This is a genomic window from Pseudomonas sp. 15A4, from assembly GCF_016925575.1.
Lineage (GTDB): Bacteria > Pseudomonadota > Gammaproteobacteria > Pseudomonadales > Pseudomonadaceae > Aquipseudomonas.
This window is the reverse complement of sequence record NZ_CP068986.1, coordinates 3223278-3249343: the sequence shown is the minus strand read 5'-3', so window position 1 is coordinate 3249343 and position 26066 is coordinate 3223278. Positions and strand designations below refer to the sequence as shown.

The 26066-nt window shown below is 62.4% G+C and carries 27 protein-coding genes and 2 pseudogenes; 13 read left to right on the top strand and 16 right to left on the bottom strand.

The window, feature by feature from the left end; translation table 11 throughout:
• The first annotated feature begins 2 nt into the window (after positions 1-2).
• The 3 genes from JN403_RS14635 to JN403_RS14625 all read left to right on the top strand — a co-directional run bounded on the left by JN403_RS14635 (position 3) and on the right by JN403_RS14625 (position 3627).
• Positions 3-1145: an ABC transporter substrate-binding protein gene (locus JN403_RS14635; protein WP_240356982.1), complete on the top strand. Its 1143-nt coding sequence runs from the start codon at positions 3-5 to the stop codon at positions 1143-1145.
• A gap of 12 nt (positions 1146-1157) precedes the next feature.
• Positions 1158-2501, top strand: a complete 1344-nt coding sequence (gene pabB, locus JN403_RS14630) for an aminodeoxychorismate synthase component I (RefSeq protein WP_205482947.1) — start codon at positions 1158-1160, stop codon at positions 2499-2501.
• Between the two features lie 391 nt (positions 2502-2892).
• On the top strand, positions 2893-3627 hold the full coding sequence (locus JN403_RS14625) for a phosphoadenylyl-sulfate reductase (protein WP_122534561.1): 735 nt from the start codon (positions 2893-2895) through the stop codon (positions 3625-3627).
• Between the two features lie 109 nt (positions 3628-3736).
• Here JN403_RS14625 and cysB read toward each other — a convergent pair whose 3' ends face one another.
• The 5 genes from cysB to JN403_RS14600 all read right to left on the bottom strand — a co-directional run bounded on the left by cysB (position 3737) and on the right by JN403_RS14600 (position 7736).
• Positions 3737-4711 (bottom strand): HTH-type transcriptional regulator CysB, encoded by a 975-nt coding sequence (gene cysB / locus JN403_RS14620; RefSeq protein WP_122534560.1) that lies wholly within the window; start codon positions 4709-4711, stop codon positions 3737-3739.
• A gap of 152 nt (positions 4712-4863) precedes the next feature.
• Positions 4864-5358 carry a universal stress protein gene (locus tag JN403_RS14615; RefSeq protein WP_205482945.1) on the bottom strand — a complete coding sequence of 165 codons (495 nt, stop codon included), beginning with the start codon at positions 5356-5358 and terminating at the stop codon, positions 4864-4866.
• A 94-nt stretch (positions 5359-5452) separates the two neighbouring features.
• Positions 5453-6373 carry a 5'-nucleotidase gene (locus JN403_RS14610; RefSeq protein WP_205482943.1) on the bottom strand — a complete coding sequence of 307 codons (921 nt, stop codon included), beginning with the start codon at positions 6371-6373 and terminating at the stop codon, positions 5453-5455.
• A gap of 46 nt (positions 6374-6419) precedes the next feature.
• The gene (locus JN403_RS14605) at positions 6420-7388 is read right to left on the bottom strand and encodes a putative 2-dehydropantoate 2-reductase (protein ID WP_205482941.1); all 969 of its coding nucleotides are present in this window, start codon (positions 7386-7388) and stop codon (positions 6420-6422) included.
• Between the two features lie 12 nt (positions 7389-7400).
• A complete protein-coding gene (locus JN403_RS14600; RefSeq protein ID WP_205482939.1) occupies positions 7401-7736 on the bottom strand; it encodes a thioredoxin in 336 nt (111 codons plus the stop codon).
• A 212-nt stretch (positions 7737-7948) separates the two neighbouring features.
• Between JN403_RS14600 and JN403_RS14595 the strand changes: the two genes are divergently transcribed.
• Positions 7949-9025: a 3-deoxy-7-phosphoheptulonate synthase gene (locus JN403_RS14595; protein ID WP_205482937.1), complete on the top strand. Its 1077-nt coding sequence runs from the start codon at positions 7949-7951 to the stop codon at positions 9023-9025.
• A 65-nt stretch (positions 9026-9090) separates the two neighbouring features.
• Here JN403_RS14595 and JN403_RS14590 read toward each other — a convergent pair whose 3' ends face one another.
• Positions 9091-9372: a GNAT family N-acetyltransferase gene (locus tag JN403_RS14590; protein ID WP_172612654.1), complete on the bottom strand. Its 282-nt coding sequence runs from the start codon at positions 9370-9372 to the stop codon at positions 9091-9093.
• A gap of 632 nt (positions 9373-10004) precedes the next feature.
• On the opposite strand from JN403_RS14590, the gene oprI reads away from it, so the two are divergent.
• The gene (oprI, locus tag JN403_RS14585; RefSeq protein WP_003199355.1) at positions 10005-10256 is read left to right on the top strand and encodes an outer membrane lipoprotei OprI; all 252 of its coding nucleotides are present in this window, start codon (positions 10005-10007) and stop codon (positions 10254-10256) included.
• A gap of 89 nt (positions 10257-10345) precedes the next feature.
• On the opposite strand, the gene JN403_RS14580 is transcribed toward oprI, so the two are convergent.
• The 4 genes from JN403_RS14580 to JN403_RS14565 all read right to left on the bottom strand — a co-directional run bounded on the left by JN403_RS14580 (position 10346) and on the right by JN403_RS14565 (position 12950).
• On the bottom strand, positions 10346-11314 hold the full coding sequence (locus JN403_RS14580; protein ID WP_122534554.1) for a L,D-transpeptidase family protein: 969 nt from the start codon (positions 11312-11314) through the stop codon (positions 10346-10348).
• An 83-nt stretch (positions 11315-11397) separates the two neighbouring features.
• Positions 11398-11694 (bottom strand): hypothetical protein, encoded by a 297-nt coding sequence (locus JN403_RS14575; protein ID WP_065988524.1) that lies wholly within the window; start codon positions 11692-11694, stop codon positions 11398-11400.
• Positions 11695-11765: 71 nt separating this feature from the next.
• Positions 11766-12224 (bottom strand): DUF393 domain-containing protein, encoded by a 459-nt coding sequence (locus tag JN403_RS14570; RefSeq protein WP_122623154.1) that lies wholly within the window; start codon positions 12222-12224, stop codon positions 11766-11768.
• Between the two features lie 120 nt (positions 12225-12344).
• Positions 12345-12950, bottom strand: a complete 606-nt coding sequence (locus tag JN403_RS14565; RefSeq protein ID WP_122534551.1) for an arylesterase — start codon at positions 12948-12950, stop codon at positions 12345-12347.
• A 10-nt stretch (positions 12951-12960) separates the two neighbouring features.
• Here JN403_RS14565 and JN403_RS14560 point away from each other — a divergent pair.
• Both JN403_RS14560 and JN403_RS14555 read left to right on the top strand, forming a co-directional pair.
• A pseudogene (locus tag JN403_RS14560) lies at positions 12961-13643 on the top strand (ABC transporter ATP-binding protein).
• On the top strand, positions 13643-16156 hold the full coding sequence (locus JN403_RS14555; protein WP_205482935.1) for an ABC transporter permease: 2514 nt from the start codon (positions 13643-13645) through the stop codon (positions 16154-16156). The pseudogene JN403_RS14560 and the gene JN403_RS14555 overlap by 1 nt, the downstream one beginning before the upstream one ends.
• Positions 16157-16235: 79 nt before the next feature.
• On the opposite strand, the gene greB is transcribed toward JN403_RS14555, so the two are convergent.
• Together greB and JN403_RS14545 are read right to left on the bottom strand one after the other, a co-directional pair.
• The gene (gene greB / locus JN403_RS14550; protein ID WP_172613149.1) at positions 16236-16709 is read right to left on the bottom strand and encodes a transcription elongation factor GreB; all 474 of its coding nucleotides are present in this window, start codon (positions 16707-16709) and stop codon (positions 16236-16238) included.
• 102 nt (positions 16710-16811) lie between these two features.
• Positions 16812-17795: a GlxA family transcriptional regulator gene (locus JN403_RS14545; protein ID WP_205487331.1), complete on the bottom strand. Its 984-nt coding sequence runs from the start codon at positions 17793-17795 to the stop codon at positions 16812-16814.
• Positions 17796-18060: 265 nt separating this feature from the next.
• Here JN403_RS14545 and JN403_RS14540 point away from each other — a divergent pair.
• Both JN403_RS14540 and JN403_RS14535 read left to right on the top strand, forming a co-directional pair.
• A pseudogene (locus tag JN403_RS14540) lies at positions 18061-19240 on the top strand (GGDEF domain-containing protein).
• A 24-nt stretch (positions 19241-19264) separates the two neighbouring features.
• The gene (locus JN403_RS14535; RefSeq protein ID WP_205482934.1) at positions 19265-19789 is read left to right on the top strand and encodes a GNAT family N-acetyltransferase; all 525 of its coding nucleotides are present in this window, start codon (positions 19265-19267) and stop codon (positions 19787-19789) included.
• Positions 19790-19821: 32 nt separating this feature from the next.
• Here the strand turns inward: JN403_RS14535 and JN403_RS14530 are convergent, their stop codons facing one another.
• Positions 19822-20028, bottom strand: coding sequence for a hypothetical protein (locus JN403_RS14530; RefSeq protein WP_122534546.1), 207 nt, complete (start codon positions 20026-20028; stop codon positions 19822-19824).
• Positions 20029-20311: 283 nt separating this feature from the next.
• On the opposite strand from JN403_RS14530, the gene JN403_RS14525 reads away from it, so the two are divergent.
• The 4 genes from JN403_RS14525 to JN403_RS14515 all read left to right on the top strand — a co-directional run bounded on the left by JN403_RS14525 (position 20312) and on the right by JN403_RS14515 (position 22806).
• The gene (locus JN403_RS14525; RefSeq protein ID WP_205482933.1) at positions 20312-20665 is read left to right on the top strand and encodes a hypothetical protein; all 354 of its coding nucleotides are present in this window, start codon (positions 20312-20314) and stop codon (positions 20663-20665) included.
• A gap of 457 nt (positions 20666-21122) precedes the next feature.
• The gene (locus tag JN403_RS25515; RefSeq protein WP_240356573.1) at positions 21123-21434 is read left to right on the top strand and encodes a DUF2938 family protein; all 312 of its coding nucleotides are present in this window, start codon (positions 21123-21125) and stop codon (positions 21432-21434) included.
• Positions 21341-21604, top strand: coding sequence for a DUF2938 family protein (locus JN403_RS25510; protein ID WP_240356571.1), 264 nt, complete (start codon positions 21341-21343; stop codon positions 21602-21604). Before JN403_RS25515 ends, JN403_RS25510 begins: the two co-directional genes overlap by 94 nt.
• Positions 21605-21744: 140 nt before the next feature.
• Positions 21745-22806 carry an SDR family oxidoreductase gene (locus JN403_RS14515; RefSeq protein ID WP_205482932.1) on the top strand — a complete coding sequence of 354 codons (1062 nt, stop codon included), beginning with the start codon at positions 21745-21747 and terminating at the stop codon, positions 22804-22806.
• 90 nt (positions 22807-22896) lie between these two features.
• Here JN403_RS14515 and JN403_RS14510 read toward each other — a convergent pair whose 3' ends face one another.
• From JN403_RS14510 to JN403_RS14500, 3 genes are read right to left on the bottom strand one after another with little or no spacing between them, the layout of a single operon-like run.
• Positions 22897-23106: a DUF2945 domain-containing protein gene (locus JN403_RS14510; RefSeq protein ID WP_205482931.1), complete on the bottom strand. Its 210-nt coding sequence runs from the start codon at positions 23104-23106 to the stop codon at positions 22897-22899.
• 25 nt (positions 23107-23131) lie between these two features.
• Positions 23132-24982, bottom strand: coding sequence for a glycoside hydrolase family 15 protein (locus JN403_RS14505; protein WP_205482929.1), 1851 nt, complete (start codon positions 24980-24982; stop codon positions 23132-23134).
• Positions 24975-25775, bottom strand: a complete 801-nt coding sequence (locus JN403_RS14500; RefSeq protein WP_205482927.1) for a glucose 1-dehydrogenase — start codon at positions 25773-25775, stop codon at positions 24975-24977. The genes JN403_RS14505 and JN403_RS14500 overlap by 8 nt, the downstream gene beginning before the upstream one ends.
• Positions 25776-26066 lie beyond the last annotated feature (291 nt).

Below are 26066 nucleotides of genomic sequence, written 5' to 3'. Positions count from 1 at the left end.
AGATGCGGCAGCTCGGCATGCGCCGTTTGCTGAGACGCTTGCTGAGCGTTGTGCTGCTCGTCGGCATGAGTGACTGCGCCTTCGCTGATGCGGGCGACGCTGGCCAGAACATTCAGGCCGGGCTGCTGAAACCTGGACAGGTGCAGGACGATGGCGGCCAACGTGTCAGCCTTCCCACCGAACCCGCGCGCATCGCCGACGCCTGGTACGCCCATCATGTGCTGCTGATGACCTTGGGCGCCGGTTCGCGCATTGTCGCGACGGTCAACCATCCCGAAAGCCAACCGTGGATGTTCAAGGTCCTTCCGGCGCTCAACCAGGCCACGGCCATCCAGGGCACCGCGTTCAATGCCGAAACCTTGCTGGCCGAGCACGTCGATCTGGTGTTCACCGCTCTCGGCGATCGGCAGGCCATCGCCTACCGCCAGCTCGGCCTGCCGGTCATGCAGATGGGCTACACCGACCTGGCCGGGCTGAAACGCTCAATGCTGAACACCGCCAAGGCCCTCGGCGGTGCGGAACCCACTGCGCGCGCCCTCGCCTACAACGGGTTTCTGGATCAGCAGCTGGCAGCGGTCAATCACGTAGTCGCCGATATCCCGACTGAGCAGAGGCCCAAAGTGCTGCACATCGCGTCGGTCAATCCGCTAAAAGTGGACGGCGCCGATACGCTGATCGACGACTGGATCAAGCTCGCCGGTGGCCGCAATGCCGCGACGGGGCTCAAGGGCAATCTGCAGATCGTGTCGGCTGAGCAATTGCTGGCGTGGCAGCCGGATGTGCTGATCCTCGCGGCGGCCGCGGGTGATTTGAATCAGGCAGCGCAACCGCAGTTGCTGAACCAGCTTGATGCCGTGCGCAACGGGCGCGTCCTGCGCAACCCGGCCGGGGTGTTCCCGTGGGACCGTTACGGCACCGAAGTGGCGCTTCAGCTGGCGTGGGCAGCGCAGCAGTTGCACCCGGCGTTGTTTCCGGACGTCGACATGGCGGCACAGACGATGGACTTCTACCGGCGCTTTTTCGATTTCCCGCTCACGCCTGACGACGCCCGAAGAATTCTGCAAGGCGAGCCGCCGATGACTGCGCCTTCCCCTAGGACTCGACCTTGGGGAAGACTACAATCGCCGTCCTCGTGCACTGACTGATCCACGCCTCGCATGCCAACTTGCTCCGTACACCCACTGCCCTATCACGCCGACCCCAGCGGTTACTTCGCCCGCGTGCGCGCCGCACCGGGCGCGGTGCTGCTGGACAGCGGTCGTCCGATTGCCGACCGCGGCCGCTTCGATCTGCTCAGCGCCTGGCCGCTGGACACCCTGCAGCCGGTGGCGGACGAATCCGGCCCCGCCTTTCTTCAGCGCCTGCGTGGATCACTGGCACGCCTCGGTGACGCCGACCTGCCCGAGCACAGCGCGCTGCCGTTCGCCGGTGGGTTGATCGGTTATCTGACGTACGACTTCGGCCGTCTGTTCGAACCTCTTCCCGATCAGGCCATCGACGACTTGCACCTGCCATCGGCCCGGCTGGGGCTCTACGCCTGGGCACTGATCAGCGATCACCACGAGAACACCAGCCAGTTGGTGTTTCATCCTGCCCTTGATCAGGCCGAACGCCAGCGCCTGATCGCGCTGTTCGAGCAACCGGTGGCGCAACCGGCCCCATCGTTCATGCTGACAACGCCCTTCGCACCGGACATCAATGCGGAGCAATACCGGCAGGCCATCGAGCGGATTCACGCCTACATTCAGGCCGGCGACTGCTATCAGGTCAATTTCGCCCAGCGCTTTCGCGCGCTCTACCTCGGCGATCCGTGGGCGGCGTATCAAGCGCTGCGAGTGGCCTGCCCCACGCCGTTTGCCGGTTTTTTAACGTTGCCAGGAGGCGACGCAGTGTTGAGCCTGTCACCGGAGCGATTCGTCAAAGTCAGTCAGAGTCAGGTCGAGACCCGGCCGATCAAGGGCACGCGGCCGCGCGGGCGGGATGCCGATGAGGACGCCGCATTCGCTCGGGAATTGCTCGCCAGCAACAAAGACCGCGCCGAGAACCTGATGATCGTCGACCTGCTGCGCAACGATCTGGGGCGAACCTGCCGCATCGGTTCAGTGAAGGTGCCGGAGCTGTTCAGTCTCGAGAGCTATCCCAACGTGCATCACCTGGTCAGCGCCGTCACCGGCGAACTGGCCGACGGCAAGGACGCGCTGGACCTGATTGGCGGCAGTTTTCCCGGCGGCTCGATCACCGGCGCGCCGAAGATCCGCGCGATGCAGATCATCGACGAACTGGAGCGCAATCGTCGGGCGCTGTATTGCGGTTCGTTGATGTACCTGGACGTGCGCGGCAGCATGGACAGTTCCATCGCCATCCGCAGCCTGCTGGCCAAAGACGGCCAGATGGCCTGCTGGGGTGGGGGTGGCATCGTCGCCGATTCGCAGTGGGAAGCGGAATATCAAGAAACCTTCACCAAAGTGCGGGTGCTGATGGAGACGCTTGAGGAGTTGTGAGCGGCGTGGCGGGTGTGATGACCCGAGGTGATGGTAGGACTCCCGGTCGAGTAGACACCGCGGTGCTGGGTGGCAAACACCGTCCATGTGGGAGTGACCGGGGTGGAGCTCCACCTTGCTCACGAAGACGTCAGGACAGCCAGCTACTTTCTCTGGGAAATGAAAGTAAGCATTCGCGAGCAAGCTCGCTCCCACAGGATCGTGGGTCGCCTCAGGATTTCGGCCCGTTCGTGGGACTTGCGGTCGCCGCACCATGAGCGTTCTTTCCGCGCTTGCTCCTTGCCTCTCGCCCCGCCCAACCCCCGCTTTCAACCAAACGGCCCGACGTTTTTGTTACCATCTGCGCCATTACGAGCGCCTAAGCGCCAGCCCTGATCAGGAAGCCGCCCAGATGAACCACCCTTTCGACGTCGACGACAGCGCCGCCACCTTCGCCAACAAATCCCCGTCCGACATCCTCAAATTCGCCTTCCAGCACTTCGGCGACGACCTGTGGATTTCCTTCAGTGGCGCGGAAGATGTGGTGCTGGTGGACATGGCCTGGAAAATCAACAAGAACGTCAAAGTGTTCAGCCTCGACACTGGCCGGCTGCACCCGGAGACCTATCGCTTCATCGATCAGGTTCGCGAGCAGTACAAGATCGACATCGACATCGTCAGCCCGGACCGCGAGAAGCTGGAGCCTATGGTCAAGGAAAAGGGCTTGTTCAGCTTCTACCGCGACGGCCATGGCGAGTGCTGCGGGATCCGCAAGATCGAGCCGTTGCGCCGCAAGCTGTCCGGCGTGAGCGCTTGGGCCACCGGCCAGCGTCGCGACCAGAGCCCGAGCACGCGCAACAACGTCGCGGTGGTCGAAATCGACAGCGCGTTCTCGACCCCGGAGCGCACCCTGTACAAGTTCAACCCGCTGGCCCAGATGAGCAGCGCCGACGTGTGGAATTACATCCGCATGCTCGAACTGCCCTTCAACACCCTCCACGAGCGCGGCTTCATCAGCATCGGCTGCGAACCCTGCACCCGCCCTGTCCTGCCCAATCAGCACGAACGCGAAGGCCGCTGGTGGTGGGAAGAAGCAACGCAGAAAGAATGCGGGCTGCACGCCGGGAATATGATCGCGAAAGAATAGAAAAGCAGCTTCAAGCCTCAAGCCTCAAGCTGCAAGAGAACGGCGGTCCGCGTGAGGTCTGCTGTTTCTCGCAGCTTGAAACGTGCCGCTTGAAGCTGAGGCTCGCCTCTCAATGCTCCGGCAGTTCAACCCCGGCGAACAGCTCTTCCAGTTCCTGCTTGTTGTGGCACTGGATGGCCTTGGCCATGACGTCGCGGGTCAGGTGCGGGGCGAATTTCTCGATGAAATCGCACATGAAGCCGCGCAGGAAGGTGCCGCGGCGGAAGCCGATCTTGGTCACGCTGGCTTCGAACAATTCGCTGGCGTCGAGCACCACGAGATCGCTGTCCAGCTTCGGGTCGACGGCCATTTTCGCGACGATACCGACGCCTAACCCCAATCTCACGTAGGTTTTGATCACGTCCGCATCGGCGGCAGTGAACACCACTTTCGGCGTCAGGCCGCGATGGCTGAACGCTTCGTCGAGTTTGGAACGGCCGGTGAAGCCGAACACGTAGGTCACGATCGGGTATTCGGCGAGGATTTCCAGGGTCAGCTTCGGCACTTTGGTCAGCGGATGGCCCTGGGGCACAACCACACAGCGGTTCCAGGTGTAGCACGGCATCATCACCAGATCGCCGAACAGCTCCAGCGCTTCGGTGGCGATGGCGAAATCGACCGTGCCGTCGGCGGCCATTTCGGCAATCTGCATCGGCGAGCCCTGATGCATGTGCAACGCGACGTCCGGGTACTGCTTGATGAAATTGCTGATCACCGGGGGCAACGCATAACGCGCCTGGGTGTGGGTGGTGGCAATGGACAGCGTGCCCTTTTTCTCGTTGGAGAATTCCTGGGCGATCTGCTTGATGCTTTCGACCTTGCGCAAAATCTCGCCGGCGGTGGTGATGATGCGCTCCCCTGCCGGGGTGACGCGGGTCAGGTGCTTGCCGCTGCGGGCAAAGACTTCAACGCCCAGCTCGTCTTCCAGCAGGCGGATCTGCTTGCTGATGCCGGGCTGCGAGGTGTAGAGGCTTTGCGCGGTCGCTGAAACGTTGAGGTCGTGGTGCGCCACTTCCCAGATGTAGCGCAATTGTTGAAGCTTCATATGTATCCCTCAAAGCCGGAAGACGCGACGGGCATCAGCGACGGTATATAACTGGATTATTGGTCAGGAAGGCAAAGCTAGAACTTTTTATCACTTTTATCCGGTAATGGCACGCAGCTTTTAACGCCCTTGGCACATTCCCCGGAACGCGATCACGTTTGTGTACGACTTTGCAGCATCGGCACCATGTACACCGGCACTTCGGACAGTTGCAGGACCCGCGCCGCCGTGCGGCCAATCGGCGTATCCCCCTCCCCGCCGTGGCTGCGACTGCCCACCACGAGCAAATCGACGCCGAGCAGGCGCGCCTGATCAAGTATCACATTTGATGGGTCGCCCTGGACCACGCGAACGCTGCGGATCAGCGACAGGTCCTCATGCCCCTCGCCCAGCTCCTCGCGAAAACTGGCCATCACCCGCGCCTCAATACCGTCGATGACCGTATTGACGCCCTCGCTGTGCAGCGCTTTGAGCACGTCGGCGGCCAGGTAACTCTGCAGCACGGACTCGGCGAACACGCCCATCGGCTCTACCACATGCACGACGTGCAGTTCGGCATCGAAGGTACGCGCCAGAATCAGCGCATGCTGCAGCGTGTAGGGCGCATAAGCACCAAGGTCCGTGGCGTAGAGCATCGAGCGGATCATGGGACCCCCGGTCTGCCATTGAAGTGAAGACTTCATCAGCGTAGCAGTGCGTCGCGCATTCCGACGGCCGACTGCTGCTTTTCGGTCTAACGCCTCAGGGTTTTAGCTCGTTGCTGATGCCGTGGGGCACGTGCCCGGTCGCCACGACGTCGCGCGCGCGCTCACAGTGGCCCGGCTGATCGTCGAAGAACACGTCCGCCGCGAAGGCTTCGAGAAACGCCGATTTGTCCAGGCCACCGAGAAACAGCGACTCATCCAGACGAATGTCCCACTCGCGCAACGTACGGATCACCCGCTCGTGAGCCGGGGCCGATCGCGCAGTCACCAGCGCCGTGCGAATCGGGCAGGACTCTTCGGGGAATTCACGCTGCAGGGCGTTCAGTGCCGCGAGGAAGGGTTTGAACGGACCGCCGGGCAATGGCCGTCGCGCCGCCTCGCGCTCGTTGGCCTGAAACGCCTCGAGCCCACCGGACTGATACACACGCTCGGACTCATCGGAAAACAGCACGGCGTCGCCGTCGAAAGCGATGCGCAGCTCGGAACTGGCCGCGCGACGGGCGCCACCGGAGAGGATGGTTGCCGCGGCGAAGCCCGCGTCCAGCGCACTGCGCACGTCGTCGGCGTGGGTCGACAGGAACAGATGACTGCCGAAAGCGGCCAGATACGGAAACGGACTACGGCCACCGACGAACGCCGCGCGGGAAATATCGAGGCCGTAATGCTGAATCGAATTAAACACGCGCAAGCCGGTGTCGGCGCTGTTGCGGGAGACCAGCACTACTTCCACCCGGGACTGGTTCAGGCTGGCATTCAGGCTCAGTAGTTTTTCCACCAGGCGGAACGCGTCGCCGGGCTCGAGGATTTCATCCTCGTGGTCGATCTGATACTGACGATAGGCAGCGACGCCATTGGCCATGTAAACGTCATGGCTTTCCCGCAAATCAAACAGCGCCCGCGAGGAAATCGCCAGCACCAGCTTGCTCCCCGGGGTTTTAACGTTCAGCTCAGTGCTCATCAGTCTTCCTTAAAGCGGGAGGTGGGCAAGCGCACGGCAATGGCCGTCAACGATTGCCGCGATCAATAAACGCCAGCGCGTGATACAGGGCGCGCACCTTGGGCATGTCGCAGCCGGCGGCAAGCGCAGCCGCGAGGGGCCGGGCGTAGATGGCATCGAGTTCCAGCGGGCGTTTTTCGGTGAAGTCGTGGTACATGCTCGGCCGGTAATCCGGCATATGGCCGGTGACCTTGAGCAGTTGCTCGGCATAGCCCTCCGGCAGCACGTGGCCGCACGCTTCGGCGCCCTGCACCACCTCCGCCATCAGGCCCTGGATCAGCGCGCGACTGTCGGGGTCGGCCATCAGCGGCGTGGTGCTGGCGTCAAGCAGCACGGAAAGGCCGTTGTAGGGCACGTTCCACACCAGTTTCTGCCAGCGCGCCTTTTCGAGATTGTCCATCGCCACAGAGTCGATGCCGGCCTGATGAAACAGTGACGCCCCCTCCTCGACCCATTTCCCGCGTGTAGCCGTATCGGCCGGCCCACTGTGGTAGCCGATATTCACGGCGCCAAAGGCCTGGTGGGTGATTCGGCCTGGCCCTGTTCGATGCACGCAAACAAAACACAGGCCGCCCAATAGATGGAGGGAATCCGGTAGCTCGGCGCGCAGCTCTTCCTCGACACCCAACCCGTTTTGCAGCAGCAGAACCCTGGCGTCCGGCGCTGCAGCCTGAACGATGGCAGATGCGACGCCGCCGTTGCCGGTGGTCTTGGCCCCGATCAGCAGCCAGTCGCAGGGCGGCATGTCGGCGGCGGAGGCGTAGGCCTGGACATTTTCCAGCACTAACGGGCCGTGCACCTGACTGTCCACGCGCAGGCCGTTGCGGGCGACGGCCTCGAACTCGCTGCGCAACAGAAAATGCACATCAAAGCCGGCCCGGGCCAGCATCACGCCGTAGAAGCCGCCGATCGCGCCGGTGCCGATGATGCCGATCCGGGGTGTGGTTGCGCTGTCGCTCGCTGCGTTTTCGCTCATGGAAACTCCGCTTCAGGGTAATTCGTCTGGCGGCGTCGCCAGCGCGTGTCCCAGGCCAGTGACAATGGCGTCGGCGGACATCTTCGTGCGCAGGGGTCCAAAGAAGGCGCCGTCGCGCACCACAAACATCGCCGGCAGGTGAAACACGCCATAGCGTTGCACCGCGCCGCCGTTCTCCTCGGCATCGATCCAGCACAACCGGTCGAGCGGCAAGGATTGCTCGGGCAAATGGTGCCGGGCCCAACGGCAACTGGAGCAGCCCAGGCTGGTGAAAATCAGCAGTGAGACGCCGGGGAGGTCAAGAAGTTGCTGATCGAGGTCGAAGTCCGTCAGTTGCAGTTGATCCACGCGCTTCTCCTCTGAATGATGTTCGGGTGATGCCTGTCGCAACCCCAGACAGCTCAGACAATGCCGCAACCGTTGGACGAAAGCCACGTTTACCCATTGTCGAACCACCGGCTAACGCGCTAAGGTTCGGCTCCCCCGTTGCGCTCAATCATGCTCGGCTCCGCCGCACGGGGACGCTGGCGGCCAGCATCCGTGACCTGATGAGTAACACGATGGCTGATTTACCGATTGACGACCTCAACGTTGCGTCCAACGAGACACTGATCACCCCGGATCAGCTGAAACGCGAAATCCCGCTGACCGCCGCCGCCCAGGCCACCGTCAGCCAGGGCCGCGAAGTCATCCGCAACATACTCGATGGCAAGGATCACCGCCTGTTCATCGTGATCGGACCCTGCTCGATCCACGACCTCAAGGCCGCCCACGAATACGCCGATCGCCTGAAAGCGCTGGCGGCCGAGGTGTCCGACACCTTGTATCTGGTCATGCGCGTCTATTTCGAGAAGCCGCGCACCACTGTCGGCTGGAAAGGCCTGATCAACGACCCGTACCTGGACGACTCCTTCAAGATTCAGGATGGCCTGCACATCGGCCGTCAATTACTGCGCGACCTGGCCGAAAAAGGCCTGCCGACCGCGACCGAAGCGCTCGACCCGATTTCACCTCAGTACCTTCAAGACCTGATCAGCTGGTCGGCCATCGGCGCGCGTACCACTGAATCCCAGACTCACCGTGAGATGGCTTCCGGCCTGTCCTCGGCAGTCGGTTTCAAGAATGGGACCGACGGCGGCCTGACCGTCGCGATCAACGCCCTGCAATCGGTGTCCAACCCTCATCGCTTCCTGGGTATCAACCAGGAAGGCGGCGTGTCCATCGTCACCACCAAAGGCAACGCCTACGGCCACGTGGTCTTGCGCGGCGGCAACGGCAAGCCCAACTATGACTCGGTCAGCGTTGCCCTGTGTGAACAGGCGCTGAACAAGGCAAAGATCAAGCCGAACATTATGGTTGATTGCAGCCACGCCAACTCCAACAAGGACCCGGCGCTGCAGCCGCTGGTGATGGAGAACGTTGCCAACCAGATTCTCGAAGGCAACCAGTCGATCATCGGTCTGATGGTCGAGAGTCACCTGAACTGGGGCTGCCAGGCCATTCCCAAGGACCTCGCCGACCTGCAATACGGCGTGTCCATCACCGATGCCTGCATCGATTGGGAAAGCACTGAAAAGACCCTGCGCAGCATGCACGCCAAGCTCAAGGACGTATTGCCCAAGCGCAAGCGCGACTGACCTGCCCGCAGAAACGACAACGCCGAGCCCATGCTCGGCGTTTTACTGTATGGACCGCGGTGGGTTCAGATTTTCGCCGCCTGCCGCTGATTGCGCTCCATGTAGCGCTCTACATAGGAGCACGAAGGGATCACGGTGTAGCCGATCCGGTCGGCATAATCCAGGGCCACTTTGGTCAATGCTGCCGCTATGCCCTTTCCGCGTAATTCGTTGGGTACAAACGTACGGTAGATATCCAGGGTCTGTTTACCCAGGTCCATGTACGTCAGATAGGCACGGTAGCCGTCGATGCTGACTTCGAACTGGTGACCGGTCTCGTCATGGTGGATGGACAACGCCTCGCTCATCACTACTCCTCGCGGGTCTTGGAATTGGACCCTTACCTTATCGACATTTTCCCGGCGAAGGAACCTTTACAGGCAGTAAGAGAACTATTGCCTCTGCAATAGAGCCTGCCGCAATAGAGCTGACTGCGCCACCCTGTGCCGTTTGGACACCGCGAAGAGCATCGCTGTTCTCAAACAATTTGAGCACAGGCAAATAGTAGGCGGCCTGGGCAAGTGCGCTCAAGTGAATCAACTGTTAATTGCGCTGCCGCACATCTGTTGATGTAACCCACGGAACCTGTTGTCGCCAACGAATGTCCACTGAGACGCAACGCCCGGACACCCGTCACTTGAAGGTCATTTAAACGGACCTCAAAGATGCGCCTGTCACGATAATCGACTATACAAAAAGGTCGCCCGTACCGCGAAGTCGCCTCGACCGGAGTCACCTGACAGCCATCTCTGCCGGGCGCTTTTTCTGCGCGAAGAAAAAGCGTGAGGAGTTGCACGGAACTCGTTCAAACTCAAGAATTTTCTGCAGATCTTGCGCGCGCTCCGTTTACTTACTACAAACAATGAGTAAGATGTACGCCGGTCATTTTCTCACTTTCGAGAGATGACTAATTTGATAGAAGTCCTTTAAGGGGAACACGATGAACAACGTTCTGAAATTCTCTGCTCTGGCCCTGGCCGCAGTTCTGGCTACCGGTTGCAGCAGCGCATCCAAAGAAACAGAAGCTCGTCTGACCGCAACTGAAGACGCAGCCGCTCGTTCGCAAGCCCGTGCCGATGAAGCCTATCGCAAGGCTGACGAAGCGTTGGCTGCAGCTCAAAAAGCTCAGCAAACTGCTGACGAAGCCAACGAACGCGCTCTGCGTATGTTGGACAAGGCTAGCCGCAAGTAATAATCCCTCGGGATTATTGATAAGCCGATCCGTTAACGGGTCGGCTTTTTTATTGCCTGGCCTTTTTTGCCAAGCGCCGCAGCGTCGTCTTATTGCAGTGTCATCGGCGCGCCGCCCACCACGGGCGCCGGCGTGGTCGGCACGGCGATCTCGACCGGCATGCCGTCTTCGGCAGCCACCACATCTCGCACCTCATCCCAGTTGATCCGCAGGCTGTTGGCCAGGTCTTCACGCTTGAGCAGGGCATTGATCACGGCTGTGTGCTTGTCGACCACCGACGGCTTGCCGCTTTCGTCCAGCGGCGTGTGCGCTTCGAGGTAGACCTTGCCGCCACTGACGCCGAACTTGTAGGGCTCGCTCATGATGCGCACGGTGGTGCCCACCGGGACCATGTCCGCCATTTCCAGCACGTTGTTGTTGTACATGCGGAAGCAGCCGTGACTGGTGCGCATGCCGATGCCGAACTTCTTGTTCGAGCCATGGATCAGATAGCCCGGCAAGCCGAGGCCGAATTTGAACGGGCCCAGCGGGTTGTCCGGCCCGGCCGGGACCACGTTGGGCAGGATGTCGCCGTCGGCGGCATGCTCGGCCTTGACCGACGCAGGCGGCGTCCAGGTCGGGTTCGGTGTTTTGGCGGTGACTTTAGTGGTGGAAACCGGCGAACCCCAACCCTCGCGTCCGATACCCAGCGGAAAGGTGTACACCACGTCCCGGCCTTTCGGGTAGTAGTACAAACGGTACTCGGCGAGGTTGATGACGATGCCTTCGCGCGGACCCGGCGGCAGGATGAAACGCGTCGGCAATACTATTTGCGTGCCTGCGCCCGGCAGCCAGGCATCAACGCCCGGGTTGGCGGCGATCATTTCCAGGTAGCCCAGGTCGTAGCGCGTAGCAAGGTCGGCGAAGGTGTCTTCGTACCTGGCGGTGACGGTCTGCACCTGGCCGATGATGTCCTCGCCCGGCGGCGGCAACGGAAACTCCAGGGCGGAGACGGGGCCGGCCGCGCACAGCGCAGCGAGCGACAGACAGCGGGCGAAAGCTGGAATGCGCGACAACATCCGGAGAATCCTTGGTAAACGGAAGGCTTGATTGTGCGCGATTGTACACGCACGCCTGCGCGTCCGGGAGTGTTCGCGCGGCCTTAAACGCCGGCCTCCAGTTCAGGCCAGATCGGGTGCCAGCCGCGCCGTTGCGCGTCGATGATCGCCCGGCACAGCGGGCATAGCCGCTCATCCTGATAAACCGTCTGCTGGACTTCCGACCAGCGTGGCTGGGCGGGCAGCAAGGTGCCGCACAAGGTGCGATCGGCGGAGCCTGCCAGTTCGAGCTGACGAGCGACCAGATGCACAAGGATTTCCTGGCACGCGAACAGGTCAAGCTGTTCGTCAGGCTCGATCAGTTGATAGGCATAAAGGGACCAGGCAGGACGGCGCGGCATCGGGGGCTCCAGAGCGGGGGCGCCACATTAGCCGAAAGCCCCCGTCCGGAAAAGGCCTGCAGGCCTTTAAATCAGCGGTTTTCGTCTGAGGGTCTGGAAATCGCGCAACGGTCGTCGCGGCATCGACGACTGCCGTCCGGATGAGGCAACCACGCCAGATGGGGACGCCAGCGGCAGAACAAGCGGTAACCGAGGTTCAGCAAGGGCCTCAGTGGCCGCCATGACAGCGGCGCAGCCCAGGCGCCGAGGCCGGCAGCCCGCCAGCTCCATAGCGTCGCATCCAGGCCGGTCACCCAGGTGCCATCGCCGAATCGGGCGTGCAGTACAGACTGCATCTGCTCGTGGGTGAATCCGAGCGCCGGGGCATCAAACCCCTCTTCGCTCATGTCGACGAGCTGAAGCCGCGCCTGTGTGGCGTCAGTCGTCGAGTGGGCCGACGCGTGGGCACGCAGGAGTTTGATCTCCCGCGCGCACAGCGGGCAGTCACCGTCGAAGTACAGTGTGAGTGGCCACTGCTCTTTCTTGTACATCTTTTTGGTCCTGTATAGGTTTGGTCCACCATAGGCGCAAACCCGGCCGCTGACAACGAGCGGCCCTTGCGCCTGATGACTGACGCCCTGCCTGTATTGGCCTGATGTTAGCGGCGGCGACTAAAGCAACGGTTTCAGCGCGGGCCAGACGTTATCCAGCAAATAAGGCTGAGCCTGGACGTTGGGGTGAATGCCATCCTGCTGCGTCATGTCAGGCCGGCCGCCCACACCCTCCAGCATGAACGGCACCAACGCGGCATCGGTGGCTTCGGCGACTTTCGGGTACACCGCCGCAAAGGCCGTGGTGTAGCGCTCACCGTAGTTGGGCGGGATTTTCATGCCCAGCAACAGCACCTTGGCGCCGGCCGCTTTGGACTGCTCAACCATGTCAGTAAGGTTTTGTTGCAATTGCGCCGGCGGCTGCCCGCGCAGGCCGTCATTACCGCCCAGTTCGAGGATCACCAGATCCGGTTTGTGCTCGGCAAGCAGCGACGGCAGCCGCGCCTGGCCCCCGGCACTGGTATCGCCGCTGACCGACGCATTGACCACTTTATCCTTGAAGCCTTCCTTCGCCAGGCGCTGTTCCAGCAGACTGACCCAACCGACGCGGGTATCCAGGCCGAAAGCCGCGCTGATACTATCGCCAACGATCAATACCGTGCCTGCCATCGCGCCTTGTGACAACAGCAGCAAACCCAGGCCAGCACTTAAAAACCACGCACGCATCGGATTCTCCATGAGCGAAAGTATTCTCAGTGCTCGGAACCTCAGCAAAGTGGTCCCAAGCACCGAAGGTGACTTGACCATCCTGCACGAACTCTCCCTGGAACTAAACAAGGGCGACACGCTGGCCATCGTCGGCGCGTCGGGCTCGGGCAAATCCACCCTTCTCGGTCTGCTGGCCGGCCTCGACCTGCCCAGCGCCGGCTCCGTCGTCCTGTCCGGGCGCAACCTCAGCGAGCTGGATGAAGACCAGCGCGCCCGGGTTCGCGCCGAACATGTGGGCTTTGTGTTCCAGTCCTTCCAGTTGCTCGACAGCCTGAACGCGCTGGAAAACGTCATGCTGCCGATGGAGCTGGAAGGCCGCAAGGACGCCCGGGATCAGGCCCGGCATCTGCTGGAGCGCGTCGGCCTGGGTCAGCGTCTGACCCACACGCCCCGGCAACTGTCGGGGGCGAGCAGCAACGGGTCGCCATCGCTCGCGCGTTTGCCGCCGACCCGGACGTGTTGTTCGCCGATGAACCCACCGGCAACCTGGACAGCCACACCGGCGAGCGCATCAGCGATCTGCTCTTCGAGCTGAACCAGGAACGCAACACCACCTTGGTGCTGGTCACCCACGATGAGCGTCTGGCCCACCGTTGCCGGCGCCTGATCCGTCTCGAGGGTGGCCGACTGGTCGCCCCCATGGAGCCTTGATGGCACGCCTGTCTTTTTCCCGTCTGCTTAGCCTCGCGGCGCGGCAGCTCATGCGCGATGCCCGCGCCGGCGAGCTGCGCGTGCTGTTCTTCGCGCTCGTGGTGGCGGTTGCCGCCAGCACGGCCATCGGCTATTTCGGCGCGCGCCTTAACAGCGCCATGCTGCTGCGAGCGACGGAATTTCTCGGCGCCGACCTCATTCTCGGCGGCTCCACGCCGGCGACGCCTGCGCAGATCGATGCCGGCACGGCGCTGAAGCTGGATCACTCGCAGATCGTGATTTTCTCCAGCGTTGTGGCCACCGACAACGGCATTCAGCTGGCCAGCGTCAAGGCCGTCGATGGGGCGTATCCATTGCGCGGCGAGCTGAAAAGCGCCCCTGCCCCCTACGAAGCTGAAACCGTTGGCGGTGAGCCGCAAGTCGGCGAAGCCTGGGCGGAAGCGCGAATTCTGGTGGCGCTGAACCTGAAGGTTGGCGACAGCATTGACGTCGGTTCCAAGACCTTGAAGCTGACCCGCGTGCTGACCTACGAGCCCGACCGCGCCGGTAACTTCTACAGCCTGACGCCCCGGGTGATGATCAACATGGCCGACCTTGAAGCCACCAAGGTCGTGCAGCCCGGCAGCCGCGTCAGTTATCGGGACCTGTGGCGCGGGACGCCCCAGGACCTCGCCGCCTATCGCAAAGCGATAGAGCCCGGGCTGGCGCCTAACCAGAAAATCGACGATGCACGGGATGGCAATCAACAGATCGGCGGCGCACTGGGCAAGGCCGAGCGTTATCTGAACATGGCCAGTCTTGTCGCCGTACTACTGGCCGGCGTGGCAGTGGCGTTATCGGCGGCGCGTTTCGCGGTGCGCCGCTTTGACGCCAGTGCCTTGCTGCGTTGCCTTGGCCTGTCGCGCCATGAAGCGCTGGTGCTGTTCGGTTTGCAGTTGGCCATGCTGGGCGTAGTCGCCAGCGCGGCCGGCGCGTTGCTTGGCTGGTTTGCCCAACTCGGCCTGTTTCATTTGCTGGAAAATCTGTTGCCCGCCGCTGTGCCGCCAGGAGGCTGGCTGCCCGCAGTCGCCGGGATCGGCACCGGGCTCGTCGCCCTGGCGGGCTTTGCCCTGCCGCCGCTGGCTGCGCTGGGTCGCGTGCCACCGCTGCGGGTGCTGCGTCGGGACATGCTGCCGATTCCGGCAAGCACTTGGCTGGTCTATGGCGCGGCGCTGCTCGCGCTGGGCCTGATCATGTGGCGCCTGAGTCTGGACCTGGTGCTGACCTTCGCCCTGCTCGGTGGCGGCCTGATCGCGGCGCTGATCCTTGGCGGTGTGTTGCTGCTGGCCCTGAAAAGCCTGCGCCGTTTGCTCGCCGGGGCCTCGCTGCCATGGCGTCTGGGCTTGGGCCAGCTGTTGCGCCATCCCATGGCCGCCGCCGGCCAGTCCCTGGCATTCGGTCTGATTCTGCTGTCCATGGGGCTGATTGCGCTGCTGCGCGGCGAGTTGCTCGACACTTGGCAGAACCAGCTGCCCAAAGATGCGCCGAACTACTTCGCGCTGAACATCCTGCCCAACGACAAGGACAACTTCGCTGAACGCATGGGCCGCCTGTCGACCCACAGCGCGCCGCTGTACCCGATGATTCCGGGGCGTTTGATGACGATCAACGGCGAGCCGGTGAGCAAGTTTGTCACCAAAGACTCCCGTGGCGAAAACGCCACTCAGCGTGACCTCAACCTGACGTGGGCAGCAACGTTGCCGGAAGGCAACAGCATCACCGCCGGTCAGTGGTGGACCAGCGATCAGCCGCCCGCCGACGGCGTGGTTCCCGGCGTGTCGGTGGAAACCAAGCTGGCCAACAGCTTGAACATGAAGCTGGGCGACACCCTGGGGTTCGTAATCGGCGGGCTGACCCGGGAGGTCAAGGTCACCAGCCTGCGCGACATCAACTGGGACACCTTTCAGCCCAACTTCTTCATGATCTTCCAGCCTGGCACCCTGAAGGACGTGCCGGCCACGTACCTGACCAGCTTCTATCTGGCGCCGGGCAATGATCAGCAGATCGTCGAACTGTCCCGGGCCTTCCCGGCCGTAACGATCCTGCAGGTGGAGGCGTTGCTGGCGCAGCTGCGCAGCATCCTCGATCAGGTGACGATGGCGGTGCAGTACGTGCTGCTGTTCGTGCTCGCGGCGGGGATGGCGGTGTTGTTCTCCGGCTTGCAGGCGACCCTGGATGAGCGGATCCGACAGGGTGCGCTGCTGCGGGCGTTGGGCGCCAATCGTGCGTTGCTGACCAAGGCCCGGCGCATCGAGTTCGGTTTGCTCGGCGCGGTAAGCGGTGTGCTGGCAGCGATTGGTTGCGAGCTGGTGAGTTTTGCGCTCTACCGCTACGCCTTCAACCTTGAGTGGCACCCCCATGCCTGGCTGCTGGTGCTGCCGCTGATCGGCGCCTTGCTGGTGGGCGGCGCGGGTGTGTTCGGCACACGGCGGGCGCTGAACGCCAGTCCGCTGCAGGTGCTGCGTGAGGGATGATGGTTCGGGTTGACGGTAGGTGGCGATGGTCCGCCCACCATTGGCTCAAACGGCCAGACCAGCGAACGTAAAGCCGCCGCTATTTCAGGTACTCGATTTTCGTGATCCACCATTGCTTGCTGCCGGAGGGAACCGGCACCGAGACTTCGTCGCCGACTTCTTTCTTCAGCAGCGCCCGGGCCATGGGTGAATCGATGGAGATGTAGTCCATGCGTCCGTAGATCTCGTCGTAGCCGACGACGCGGAAACGCTTGCTTTCGCCCTCCTCGTCCTCGACTTCGACCCATGCGCCAAAGAACACCCGACCTTCCTGCTCCGGCGAATAGGCGACCACGCGCATGTCTTCGAGACGCTTGCGCAGGTAGCGCACACGCCGGTCGATCTCGCGCAGCAGTTTCTTGTTGTACTGATAGTCGGCGTTCTCGCTGCGATCCCCCAAGGAAGCCGCCCATGCCACTTTCTGCGTGATGTCAGGCCGGTGCTCGCGCCAAAGGTAATCGAGCTCCTTCTTCAGGGCGGCATGACCCTCGACGGTGATTATTTTGGTACTGATTTCACTCATTGACGCTGTCTCTGCCCCGGGCTGGGTGCGTTTGTTCTGTTGAGGACGAAGCCTACAGGGTTGGGCTGGCCGAGGGGCAAATCAAGGCAGCGCTCATTTGACCAGACGCTTTTCTTTGGAAGGCCGATAGCCGAAGTACGCGCTGTAGCATTTGCTGAAATGGCTTGGCGAGACGAACCCGCAGGCCACCAGCACTTCCACCTGGGTCAGCTCAGTGTGCTGCAGCAGGCGGCGGGCCTCGGTGATGCGCAGTTCCAGGTAGTAGCGCTGCGGGGTGGTGCCCAGTTGTTCCTGGAACAGCCGCTCGATCTGTCGCCGTGAACGTCCGGCGTACACCGCCAGTTGCTCCAGTTCCAGTGGTTCCTCAAGGTTGGCGTCCATCAGCTTGACCACTTCCTTGAGCGGCGCGCTGACCGTCATGTGCCGGCTCGGCTTGATCCGCCGATAGCGCGACTCCTCGAAAGACAGAATGTCCTCGATGCCTTCGATCAGAGCCTTGTCGTGCAGCGTCTTGATCCATTCCAGCGCCATGTGGAAGGCACCGGCGGGGCTTGCGGCAGTGAGGCGATCACGGTCGATGACGAAGGCTTCGCTGGTGACTTCGCTGACTTTGCAGATCTCCGCCAGGGCGGCGCGGTGCTCGGGGTGGATGGCGCACCGGTAGCCGTCGAGCAAACCCGCGGCGCCGAGGAACCAGGCGCCGTTCCACAGCCCCGCGAGGATGATGCCCTGTTCGGCGGCGGTGGTCAGCAGGTGCACCAGCTGCTCGTCGGCCTTGAGCTCGGTGCGATAACCGCCACAGATAACCAGCAGGTCCAGCGCCTTAAGCGCCGGCGCGTCGAGCCGCGTGTCGGGCCGGATCACCAGCCCCAGATCACTGACCACTTCGCCCTCGTGCAAGCCAAATGTCCGCGAAGTGAACAGATCGGGGCGCAGCAGGTTGGCGGTGACGAATGTGTCCAGGGCCTGGGTGAAAGCCGGCAAGGAAAAGTGTTCGAGCAGCAGGAAGCCGGTTCGGGTCTGGGCCGAGGGGCTTCGCCTGTTTTCATCCACGTAGCGAAGGTTCTTGCCCTTCATGCCTCCGCTGAATTCTCGCCGCTCGATCACTGCCGCCTCGCTTTGGCGTCCCGCCCGGGATGCTGATGGGTTGCTGCGGTTCGCCACCGTTTGCTGCCTCAAAAGACGTTGATCAAACGGGGGCTGGACCGGGTCCGCGCCATTCTAGCGGAACGGCGCCGGGGTTAAAGTTTTGTCGGGGTGGCCGATACAAAACCGCCCGCGAAAAAAGCCTGCACGCGCTGACACTCGCCCGACCCACCGCCCCTTACCCATCAGGCTGCTTATGGCGCTCGACCCGATCACCCTGCTGACGATGACCATCGCCCTCGCTGCAGCCGCCGCGCTGTATCTGGCCGTGGAGTGGCGGACGGTGAGAGGGCCTTCGCTGCTGTTCTGGAGCACCGGCTTCGCCATCATTTCGGTGGGCTCGACCCTGGCGTTGCTGCGCAGCAGCGGCATTCTGCTGATTGGTATCTGGTTCGCGAACGGGTTGCTGGTGACCGCCCACTGGCTGTTCCTGTTGGGGGTTGCGCGGTTTACCGAAACTCTGGCTGTCGCGCGCCTGGTACATGATTTTTGCGCTGTGGCTGGGGTTGTTGCTGCTGCCAGACCAGCCGTGGTGGTCGAAAGTGATGCTGGCAGCCAACTCGCTATTGATCTCTCTGCTGATGGTCAAGGCCAGCAGGTTGCTGCGCCCCCATGGCAAGTCCCTGAGCGTCGGCGCGGTGCAGTTGCGCTATGTGCTGCTGGCCCACGGCGTGTTCTATTTTTCCAAAGCGGTCACGGCAGTGATGCCTGGTACGTTGATTGATCTGGCGGCCTTTCGTGGCGCAATCATTCAAATCTCACTGGTCGAAGGGACGATGGCGGTGATGCTGATCGCCCTGTCGATGACCGGCTCGGAGCGTCATCGCCGGGAAAAGCGCATTGCCCGCCTGGCGGCGCGGGATCCACTGACGGCGCTGTACAACCGTCGTGCGCTGGAAATGCGCGGTCAGCGTCTGCTGGACAGTGTCTCGGCCGCTCGGCCGGGGGCGCTGCTCCTGATGGACGTCGACAATTTCAAGCTGGTCAACGACCTCTACGGTCACAGCGCTGGCGACCGGCTGCTGGTCGCGCTCAGCGAAATTATCCGTTCGGCCTTGCCCAAGGGCGCTCTGGTTGCGCGCCTGGGCGGGGATGAATTCGTGATGCTGCTCAGCGACACGTCCAGCGAGCAGATTCTGGCGCTGGGCCGCACGCTGCGTGAGGCCTTCCACTCGATCGCCTCGGAAAGCTTTTCCACGCCCCAGCCGGTGACGCTGAGCATTGGTGCCAATCTGTTCAGCCAACCGCCGCCCAGCCTGGCGGCGTTGCTTGAGCGCAGCGATGCAGCCCTGTATGAATCCAAACGGGGTGGACGCAACCGCATTCAACTGGTAGATCAGAGCCTCGAAGGCGGCAATGCGCTGCACCTGCCGTGAAGGCTCACCGAAGGATCCCTCGTCATGCCCATGAGCAGCGCCCACCTGATCTACCGTGCCACGGCAGTTGACGACCTCGACCGCTTGTTTGCCATCTACAGTGACCCACAAACCCAGCTGTTCAACCCTTCCGGGCCGATGACCGACAAGGCCCGGGCCGCAGCCCTGCTTGAGGGCTGGATCGGGCACTGGCAGACCCATGGCTATGGATGGTGGGCCATCGCGCGCAAGGAGTTGCCCGAACATATCATCGGATTCGGCGGCATCGGGTTGCATGACTTTTTGGGCGTGCAAAGGGTCAATCTGGGCTATCGGTTCGCCGTTGAGGCGTGGGGACAGGGGTTTGCTACGGAGATGGGCAAAGCGGCGCTGGATTTCGGGTTTTCGAACTTAAAACTGAGGGATGTCTACGGCTACGTGCGGCCGACCCACGCTGCATCCATTCGTGTGCTGGAGAAAATCGGCATGCGCCGTTGCGGCGAGCTCAATGACGTACCGGGTCAGGCCCCGAGCCTGATGTTCAAAGCTGTCGCCAGTGCTGCACAGTAAACAGTCAGTGCCGCAGGACTAGCGAGAACCCATCAATGGGCGGTCTGCAGGCCGCAGCTGGCGTCAAGTTCATCCCATGGGCGGGCGGCCTCACGGGCATAGCCGCAGGTTGGCAAATGCACGAACGTCGCTTCCCGCTCCGCTTCGCTCTGCCTGGCTTTGCAGGCGCGGCACAGCACTGTGTGGTCGTTCAGCCACCAGTGGGTGTTCCACCGGACCAGATCGTCGGTCACCATCATTGCTTCCCCTCACACTTGCGTACGTATCCAGTTGATTCAACTTGTTGCCGGAGGTTTCCCGCGACATGCATCTGGCTGATCGGCGGTCATTTTTTCACTCGTTAGGGGCAAATGGGTCCTGCCGCCCCTTGCGCTCCCGCCTTTTACGCACAGACATCAACATCGAATTCGCCTCTGCGCGATGCGGGTTTACCCAACCTTTACCGATCCTAGACGTGGGTTTACACGGATCCGGTGTTTTATACGTCCATGGCGAACCCACTCTTTCGCCAAAGGAGACACCATGATGTCCAAGATGACCCAAGCCTTGATCCTGTCCGGTCTGCTCGCCGGCGCCGGTACGGCGTCCGCCAGCGAACGCAACGTGATTGTGCCTGTCATCGCCGGAGCCGCCGTCGGTGCCGTACTGGCCGCCGTGATCAGTCAGTCGCACAACGATCGTCATGAGCGTTATCAGGATTACCGCCCGCAACCGCGCTATGCACCGCGTTATCAGCCGCAGTACCGGGAGGTTGTCTATGTGCCGGTGCGTGAGCGGGTCGAGTATCGCCGCTTCGCGCCACCGCCACCCCACGGCTACTACGACGGCGGCTACCGCAGAGGTTTCGACCACGGTCGGGGCAATGACCGGTGGTAAGCACTCAAGCGGACGGTAATGTGGGACCGGCTTGTGGGACCGGCTTTAGCCGGGAAGGCGGCCGGTGTCACACGGCGAACCCAACGGTGTTAATGCGGGCCTCTTCCCGGCTGAAGCCGGTCCCACTAAGGCACTGCGTTCGCTCACCGGGATTAGCCGCGACCCCGAATGTGGGACCGGCTTTAGCCGGGAATGCGGCCGGTGTCGCGCTGCATGCTCAATTGGGGACAGATTAATTTACGGTAAAGCGTTGTAAATAAATCAGTCCCCTTCGAACCTGCTTCGAACCTGCGGTGTCCGTGCGGGCCTCTTCCCGGCTGAAGCCGGTCCTCCAACAAAGCGGCGCGTTCATTCAGTAAAACCTGCCTTGTCTGTACTGCCGCTTTCTCCAACAAAACTGCTAACGTGTCCGGCCATCACTCGCCCATCGACCACTGACAGCACGCAGGGACGGACAATGTTCGAATTCATCTACCTGGCAATTCTCATCGGCATCGGCGGCACTGCGCTGCTGGATCTCTGGGCGTTGTTGCTCAAGGCGCTGCTGGGTTTGCCTACGCCGCCGTGGCACCTTGTGGGCCGCTGGTTTGCCGGGATGCCCAAAGGTCAGTTCGTGCACCTCAAGGGCATCGGCAATTCCCTCCCGTACCCAATGAGCTGGCGATTGGCTGGTTCATGCATTACACCGTCGGCGTGCTGTTCGCCGCCGCGCTGTTGTTCATCTGGGGTGTGCAATGGGCGCACGCGCCGACCTTTCTGCCGGCACTGATCGTCGGGCTGGTGACCATCGGTGCCGGCTGGTTCATCCTGCAGCCCGGCATGGGTGTGGGCGTGGCGTGCAACAAGGCGCCGAAACCGAACGTGGCGCGGTTGCAGAATGTGGTCGGCCATGTGGTCTTCGCCATTGGCATGTATGGCGCGGCGCTACTGGTCGGGTAATCAACGGGAGATTGCCAAGGGGCGCGGTCTGGGGTCGCACCCGACCAATCGAGCTGAACCTATGGGCGTCGGTGCCGTTCTGAAACCTGAGAGCTGCATCGTTATGAAGCTCGTTCAACCCGATCAAACAGGAGATCCCCATGACCCAAACGGCCTTGGTCGTCGGCGCCAGCGGCATCGTCGGCAGCGCAACCACTCAACTGTTGCTTGATAACGGTTGGCAGGTGGCCGCCCTCTCCCGCCGTCCCTCCCAGACGCCTGGCGTGATCCCCGTCGCGGCAGACCTGCAAGACCCCGCCTCGGTAAAACAGGCCGTCGCGGACCTCAAGCCGACCCACGTCTTCCTCACCACCTGGTCGCGTCAAGCCACGGAGGCTGAAAACATCCGCGTCAACGCCGCCATGGTGCGTAACGTCCTGGACGCGTTGAGCCCGGCGAAGAGCGTCAAGCACGTCGCGCTGGTCACCGGCCTGAAGCATTACCTCGGCCCGTTCGAAGCCTACGGCAAAGGCACCCTGCCGCAGACGCCGTTCCGCGAATCCCAGGGTCGGCTGGACATCGAGAATTTCTATTACGCCCAGGAAGATGAAGTGTTTGCCGCCGCCGAACGCGACGGCTTCACCTGGAGCGTGCACCGTCCGCACACCGTCACCGGTGTCGCGGTGGGCAACGCGATGAACATGGCGACTACCCTCGCCGTTTACGCGTCAATCTGCAAAGCCACCGGCCGCCCGTTCGTGTTCCCCGGCTCCCGCGTGCAGTGGGACAGCCTCACCGACATGACCGATGCGCGGCAATTGGCCAAACAGCAACTGTGGGCAGCGACGACGCCTGCGGCGGCAGACCAGGCGTTCAACATCACCAACGGAGACGTGTTTCGCTGGAAGTGGATGTGGGGCCAGATCGCCGAGTACTTCGGTGTGCACCCTGCGGCCTTTCCAGAGAAGGTGTCGCCGCTCGAAGAGCAGATGGCCAACGATCAAGGGGCGTGGGACGAGCTCGTGCGCGCCCACGGTTTGAGAGAAGCCGACATCAGTCGCCTGATCTCGCCGTGGCACACCGATGCCGACTTGGGCCGCCCGATCGAAGTGGTCACCGACATGTCGAAAAGCCGAGCCCTGGGCTTCAAGGAGTTTCAGGCCAGTGACCAGGCGTTCTTTGACGTGTTCGACACTCTGCGGGCCCAGCGCCTGATTCCTTGATCGGCTGAACCGGCCACAAAAAACGCAGCGATGATTTCGGTCATCGCTGCGTTGTTGTATCCGGGCCATCTGGTATCAAAGACGCACGACTCAAGCCTTTTCCAGCGCGTCCTCTTTATGCATCGCGAGGTGACCGGTTTTGTCGCTCTTGACCTCGTACTGCGGCGCGTCGGGCGTGGCATGGCGCTGACGGCCCATGAACTCGACCTCCTTGGTGTGCACCTTCGTCACCTTGCCGACAATGTGCCCGGCCTCGGAATTCCAGCGCACGTGATCACCGACCTTGAATGCATGAGCCATCGATTTTCTCCTTGGGTTCAGGAAGTCAGGGCTGCCAGAGGGTCTGGCTGCCTTCGAGCTTGCGATCCAGAAAACTCGCCGCACTGATCAGCGCCAAGTGGCTGAGGGCTTGCGGGGTATTGCCCAAATGGTGGCCATGGGCGTCGAACTCCTCGGCGTATAGACCCAGCGGGTTGGCATAGCGCAGCAATTGCTCAAACTCCAGATGCGCCTGCTCCACCCGCCCGGCGCGGGCAAGGCACTCGACGTACCAGAACGAGCAGGCAACAAACGCCCCCTCTTCACCCTCAAGGCCGTCCTGATGGTCATCGTCGTTGCGATAACGGAAGACCATACCGTCGCGCACCAGCGCGCGCTCAATGGCATCCAGCGTCTTCAGCCATTTGGGATCGCTGGCGCCAACGAAGCGCACCAGCGGCATGAGCAACATGGACGCGTCGAGGTTCTTGCTGCCTTTGTGCTGGACGAAGTGCCCCAGATCGGCGTCCCAGAAGTTTTCCCAGATGTCGTCGTGGATGGCCTGACGCTCCCGGTCCCATCGCTCGAACGGCGCCGGCAGCGAGCGTTTCAGCGACAGCCGCAGCGCCCGGTCCAGCGCGACCCAGCACATCAGCCGCGAATGGAGAAAATGCTGATCGTCGCCGCGCATCTCCCAGATGCCCACGTCCTTGCTCTTCCAGGTCTCGCACAGATCATTCACCAGCCGGGTGACATGCTTCCAGCCCTCATGGGAAATGGCCTCGCCGTACTTGTTGGCCAGGTACACCGCATCGAGCAGCTCGCCGTAGATGTCCAGCTGCGTCTGCTTGTAGGCCTCATTGCCGATGCGCACCGGGGATGCACCGCCGTAGCCGCCGAGATGATCCAGTTCTTCTTCGGGCAATTCTTCGCGGCCGTCCAGCGCGTAGAGAATGCCAAGCTTGTTGGCGTCTTCGCAGCAGTCGCCCATGCGCTCGCGGACCCAGTGCATGAAGGCGTTGGCTTCTTCGGTGTAACCCAGGCGCATGAAGGCGTAGACGGTAAAGGAGGCGTCGCGGATCCAGGTGTAGCGGTAGTCCCAGTTGCGCTCGCCGCCCTCTTCTTCAGGCAGGCCGAAGGTCGCCGCCGCGACGATGCCGCCATGCTTGCGTGAGGTCAGCAGCTTGAGCGCCAGGGCCGAGCGATTGACCACTTCACGCCAGCGGCCGCGGTAGTTGGAATGCCTGCTCCAGTGCTGCCAGTAATTGACGGTGTTTTTCAAATCGCAGTCGCAGTTGGTGGCTTTGACCAGCGGATCATCGGCGCCGCCGAGCATGAACTCGACGACATCACCCTGCTTCATCTCGAACTCAGCCACTGCGGCGTGACCTTCGAGGATCAATGCGGTGGTCGCCGCCAAACGCATGGCCGGCTGACCCTCAGCCTCGAAACGGATGTCGTCGCCGTCCATCTGCGCGGTGGTGTCAGCGCGGCTGTAATCGTGGCGCACCCGGCAGAGCATGCGCACCGCCGTTTGGCCGTGACGAACATGGATGCGGCGGATAAGGCGCGGCAGGTTGTCGACCTCCGATGCGATGGGCATCAGATCTGTGACTTCGACGACGGCGTCCTGGGCGATCCAGCGCGTCATCAGCACGTTGGTTTCGGGCAGGTACAGCTGCTGACGGCGGGCATCCGGCAGGATCGGCGCCAACTGGAAAATCCCCGCGCCGGGGGTGTCCAGCAGCGCGGTGAAGATGCTCGGGCTGTCGAAGTCGGGCCAGCAGCAGAAGTCGATGCTGCCGGTGTCGGCCACCAGCGCGGCGCTGCGCATGTCGCCGATGATGCCGTGGTTTTCGATGGCGTTCTGCGGTTCTTGCTCGGTCGGGTCATCCGGATGCGGGGTGTGCTCAGCCATTGTTGCGGAACTCCGGATAGAGGCTCATGCCGCCGTCGATGAACAGCGTCGTGCCATGCACATAATCGGACGCATCCGAGGCCAGCCAGACGATGGCGTTGGCCACATCATCGGCCTCACCCACCCGACCGTAGGGGATCAGCTCCAGGAGTTTCTTCTCGGCATCGCCGCTGGTGGCCTTGGTGTTGATGGCGGTGCGAATCGCCCCCGGCGCGATGCTGTTGACGCGGATGCGCTGCTCGCCGACCTCTTGGGCAATGCTGCGCATCAACAGATCGACGCCGCCTTTCGACGCGGCGTAATTAACGTGGCCGGCCCACGGGATGACCTGATGCACCGAGCTCATGTGGATGATCTTGCCCAGGGCGCGAGACACCTCGGGGCGGATGTCCTGTTTGGCGAACTGCCGCACGGCGGCGCGCGCACAGAGGAACTGGCCGGTGAGGTTGACGTTGATGACGGTGTTCCAGTCCTCGAGGGTGATGTCGGCGAAGGCCGCATCCTTCTGCAGCCCGGAATTGGCGACCAGGATGTCCAGACGGCCGAACGCCTTCAGGGTCTCGGCGAACAGCCTTTCCACATCCTGCTCGTTGGAGACGTCGGCACCGATGGCGATGGCCTGGCCACCGGCATCAATGATTTCTTGCGCGAGCTTCTGCGCGGGTTCGGGTTGCGAATGGTAGTTGATCACCACCGCCGCGCCTGACGCCGCCAGCCCTTTCGCTGCGCCGGCACCCAGTCCGGAGCTGGCGCCGGTGACGATGGCGACTTGGCCTTTCAACGAAATCTGCATGGAATGTAGAGCCTCATGGTGAGCGTTTTAATGCTGACTCATGGGGTTCTGCCGAAGTTCAGCGGGATGAGTACGCCCATGGCGAAAAGGCCCCCGGTTGGCATTGGCAGACAGGGCCTTGGCGGTCCGCTGCAAATCGAGGGTGCACAGGCTGGCCTCTTCCCGGCTGAAGCCGGTCCCACTAACAGCATGCGCCTACCCAGTGGGACCGGCTTTAGCCGGGAAGGCGTCAGTAGCCATGGCGCAAAATCGAGGGTGCCCGGACTGGCCTATTCCCGGCTGAAGCCGGTC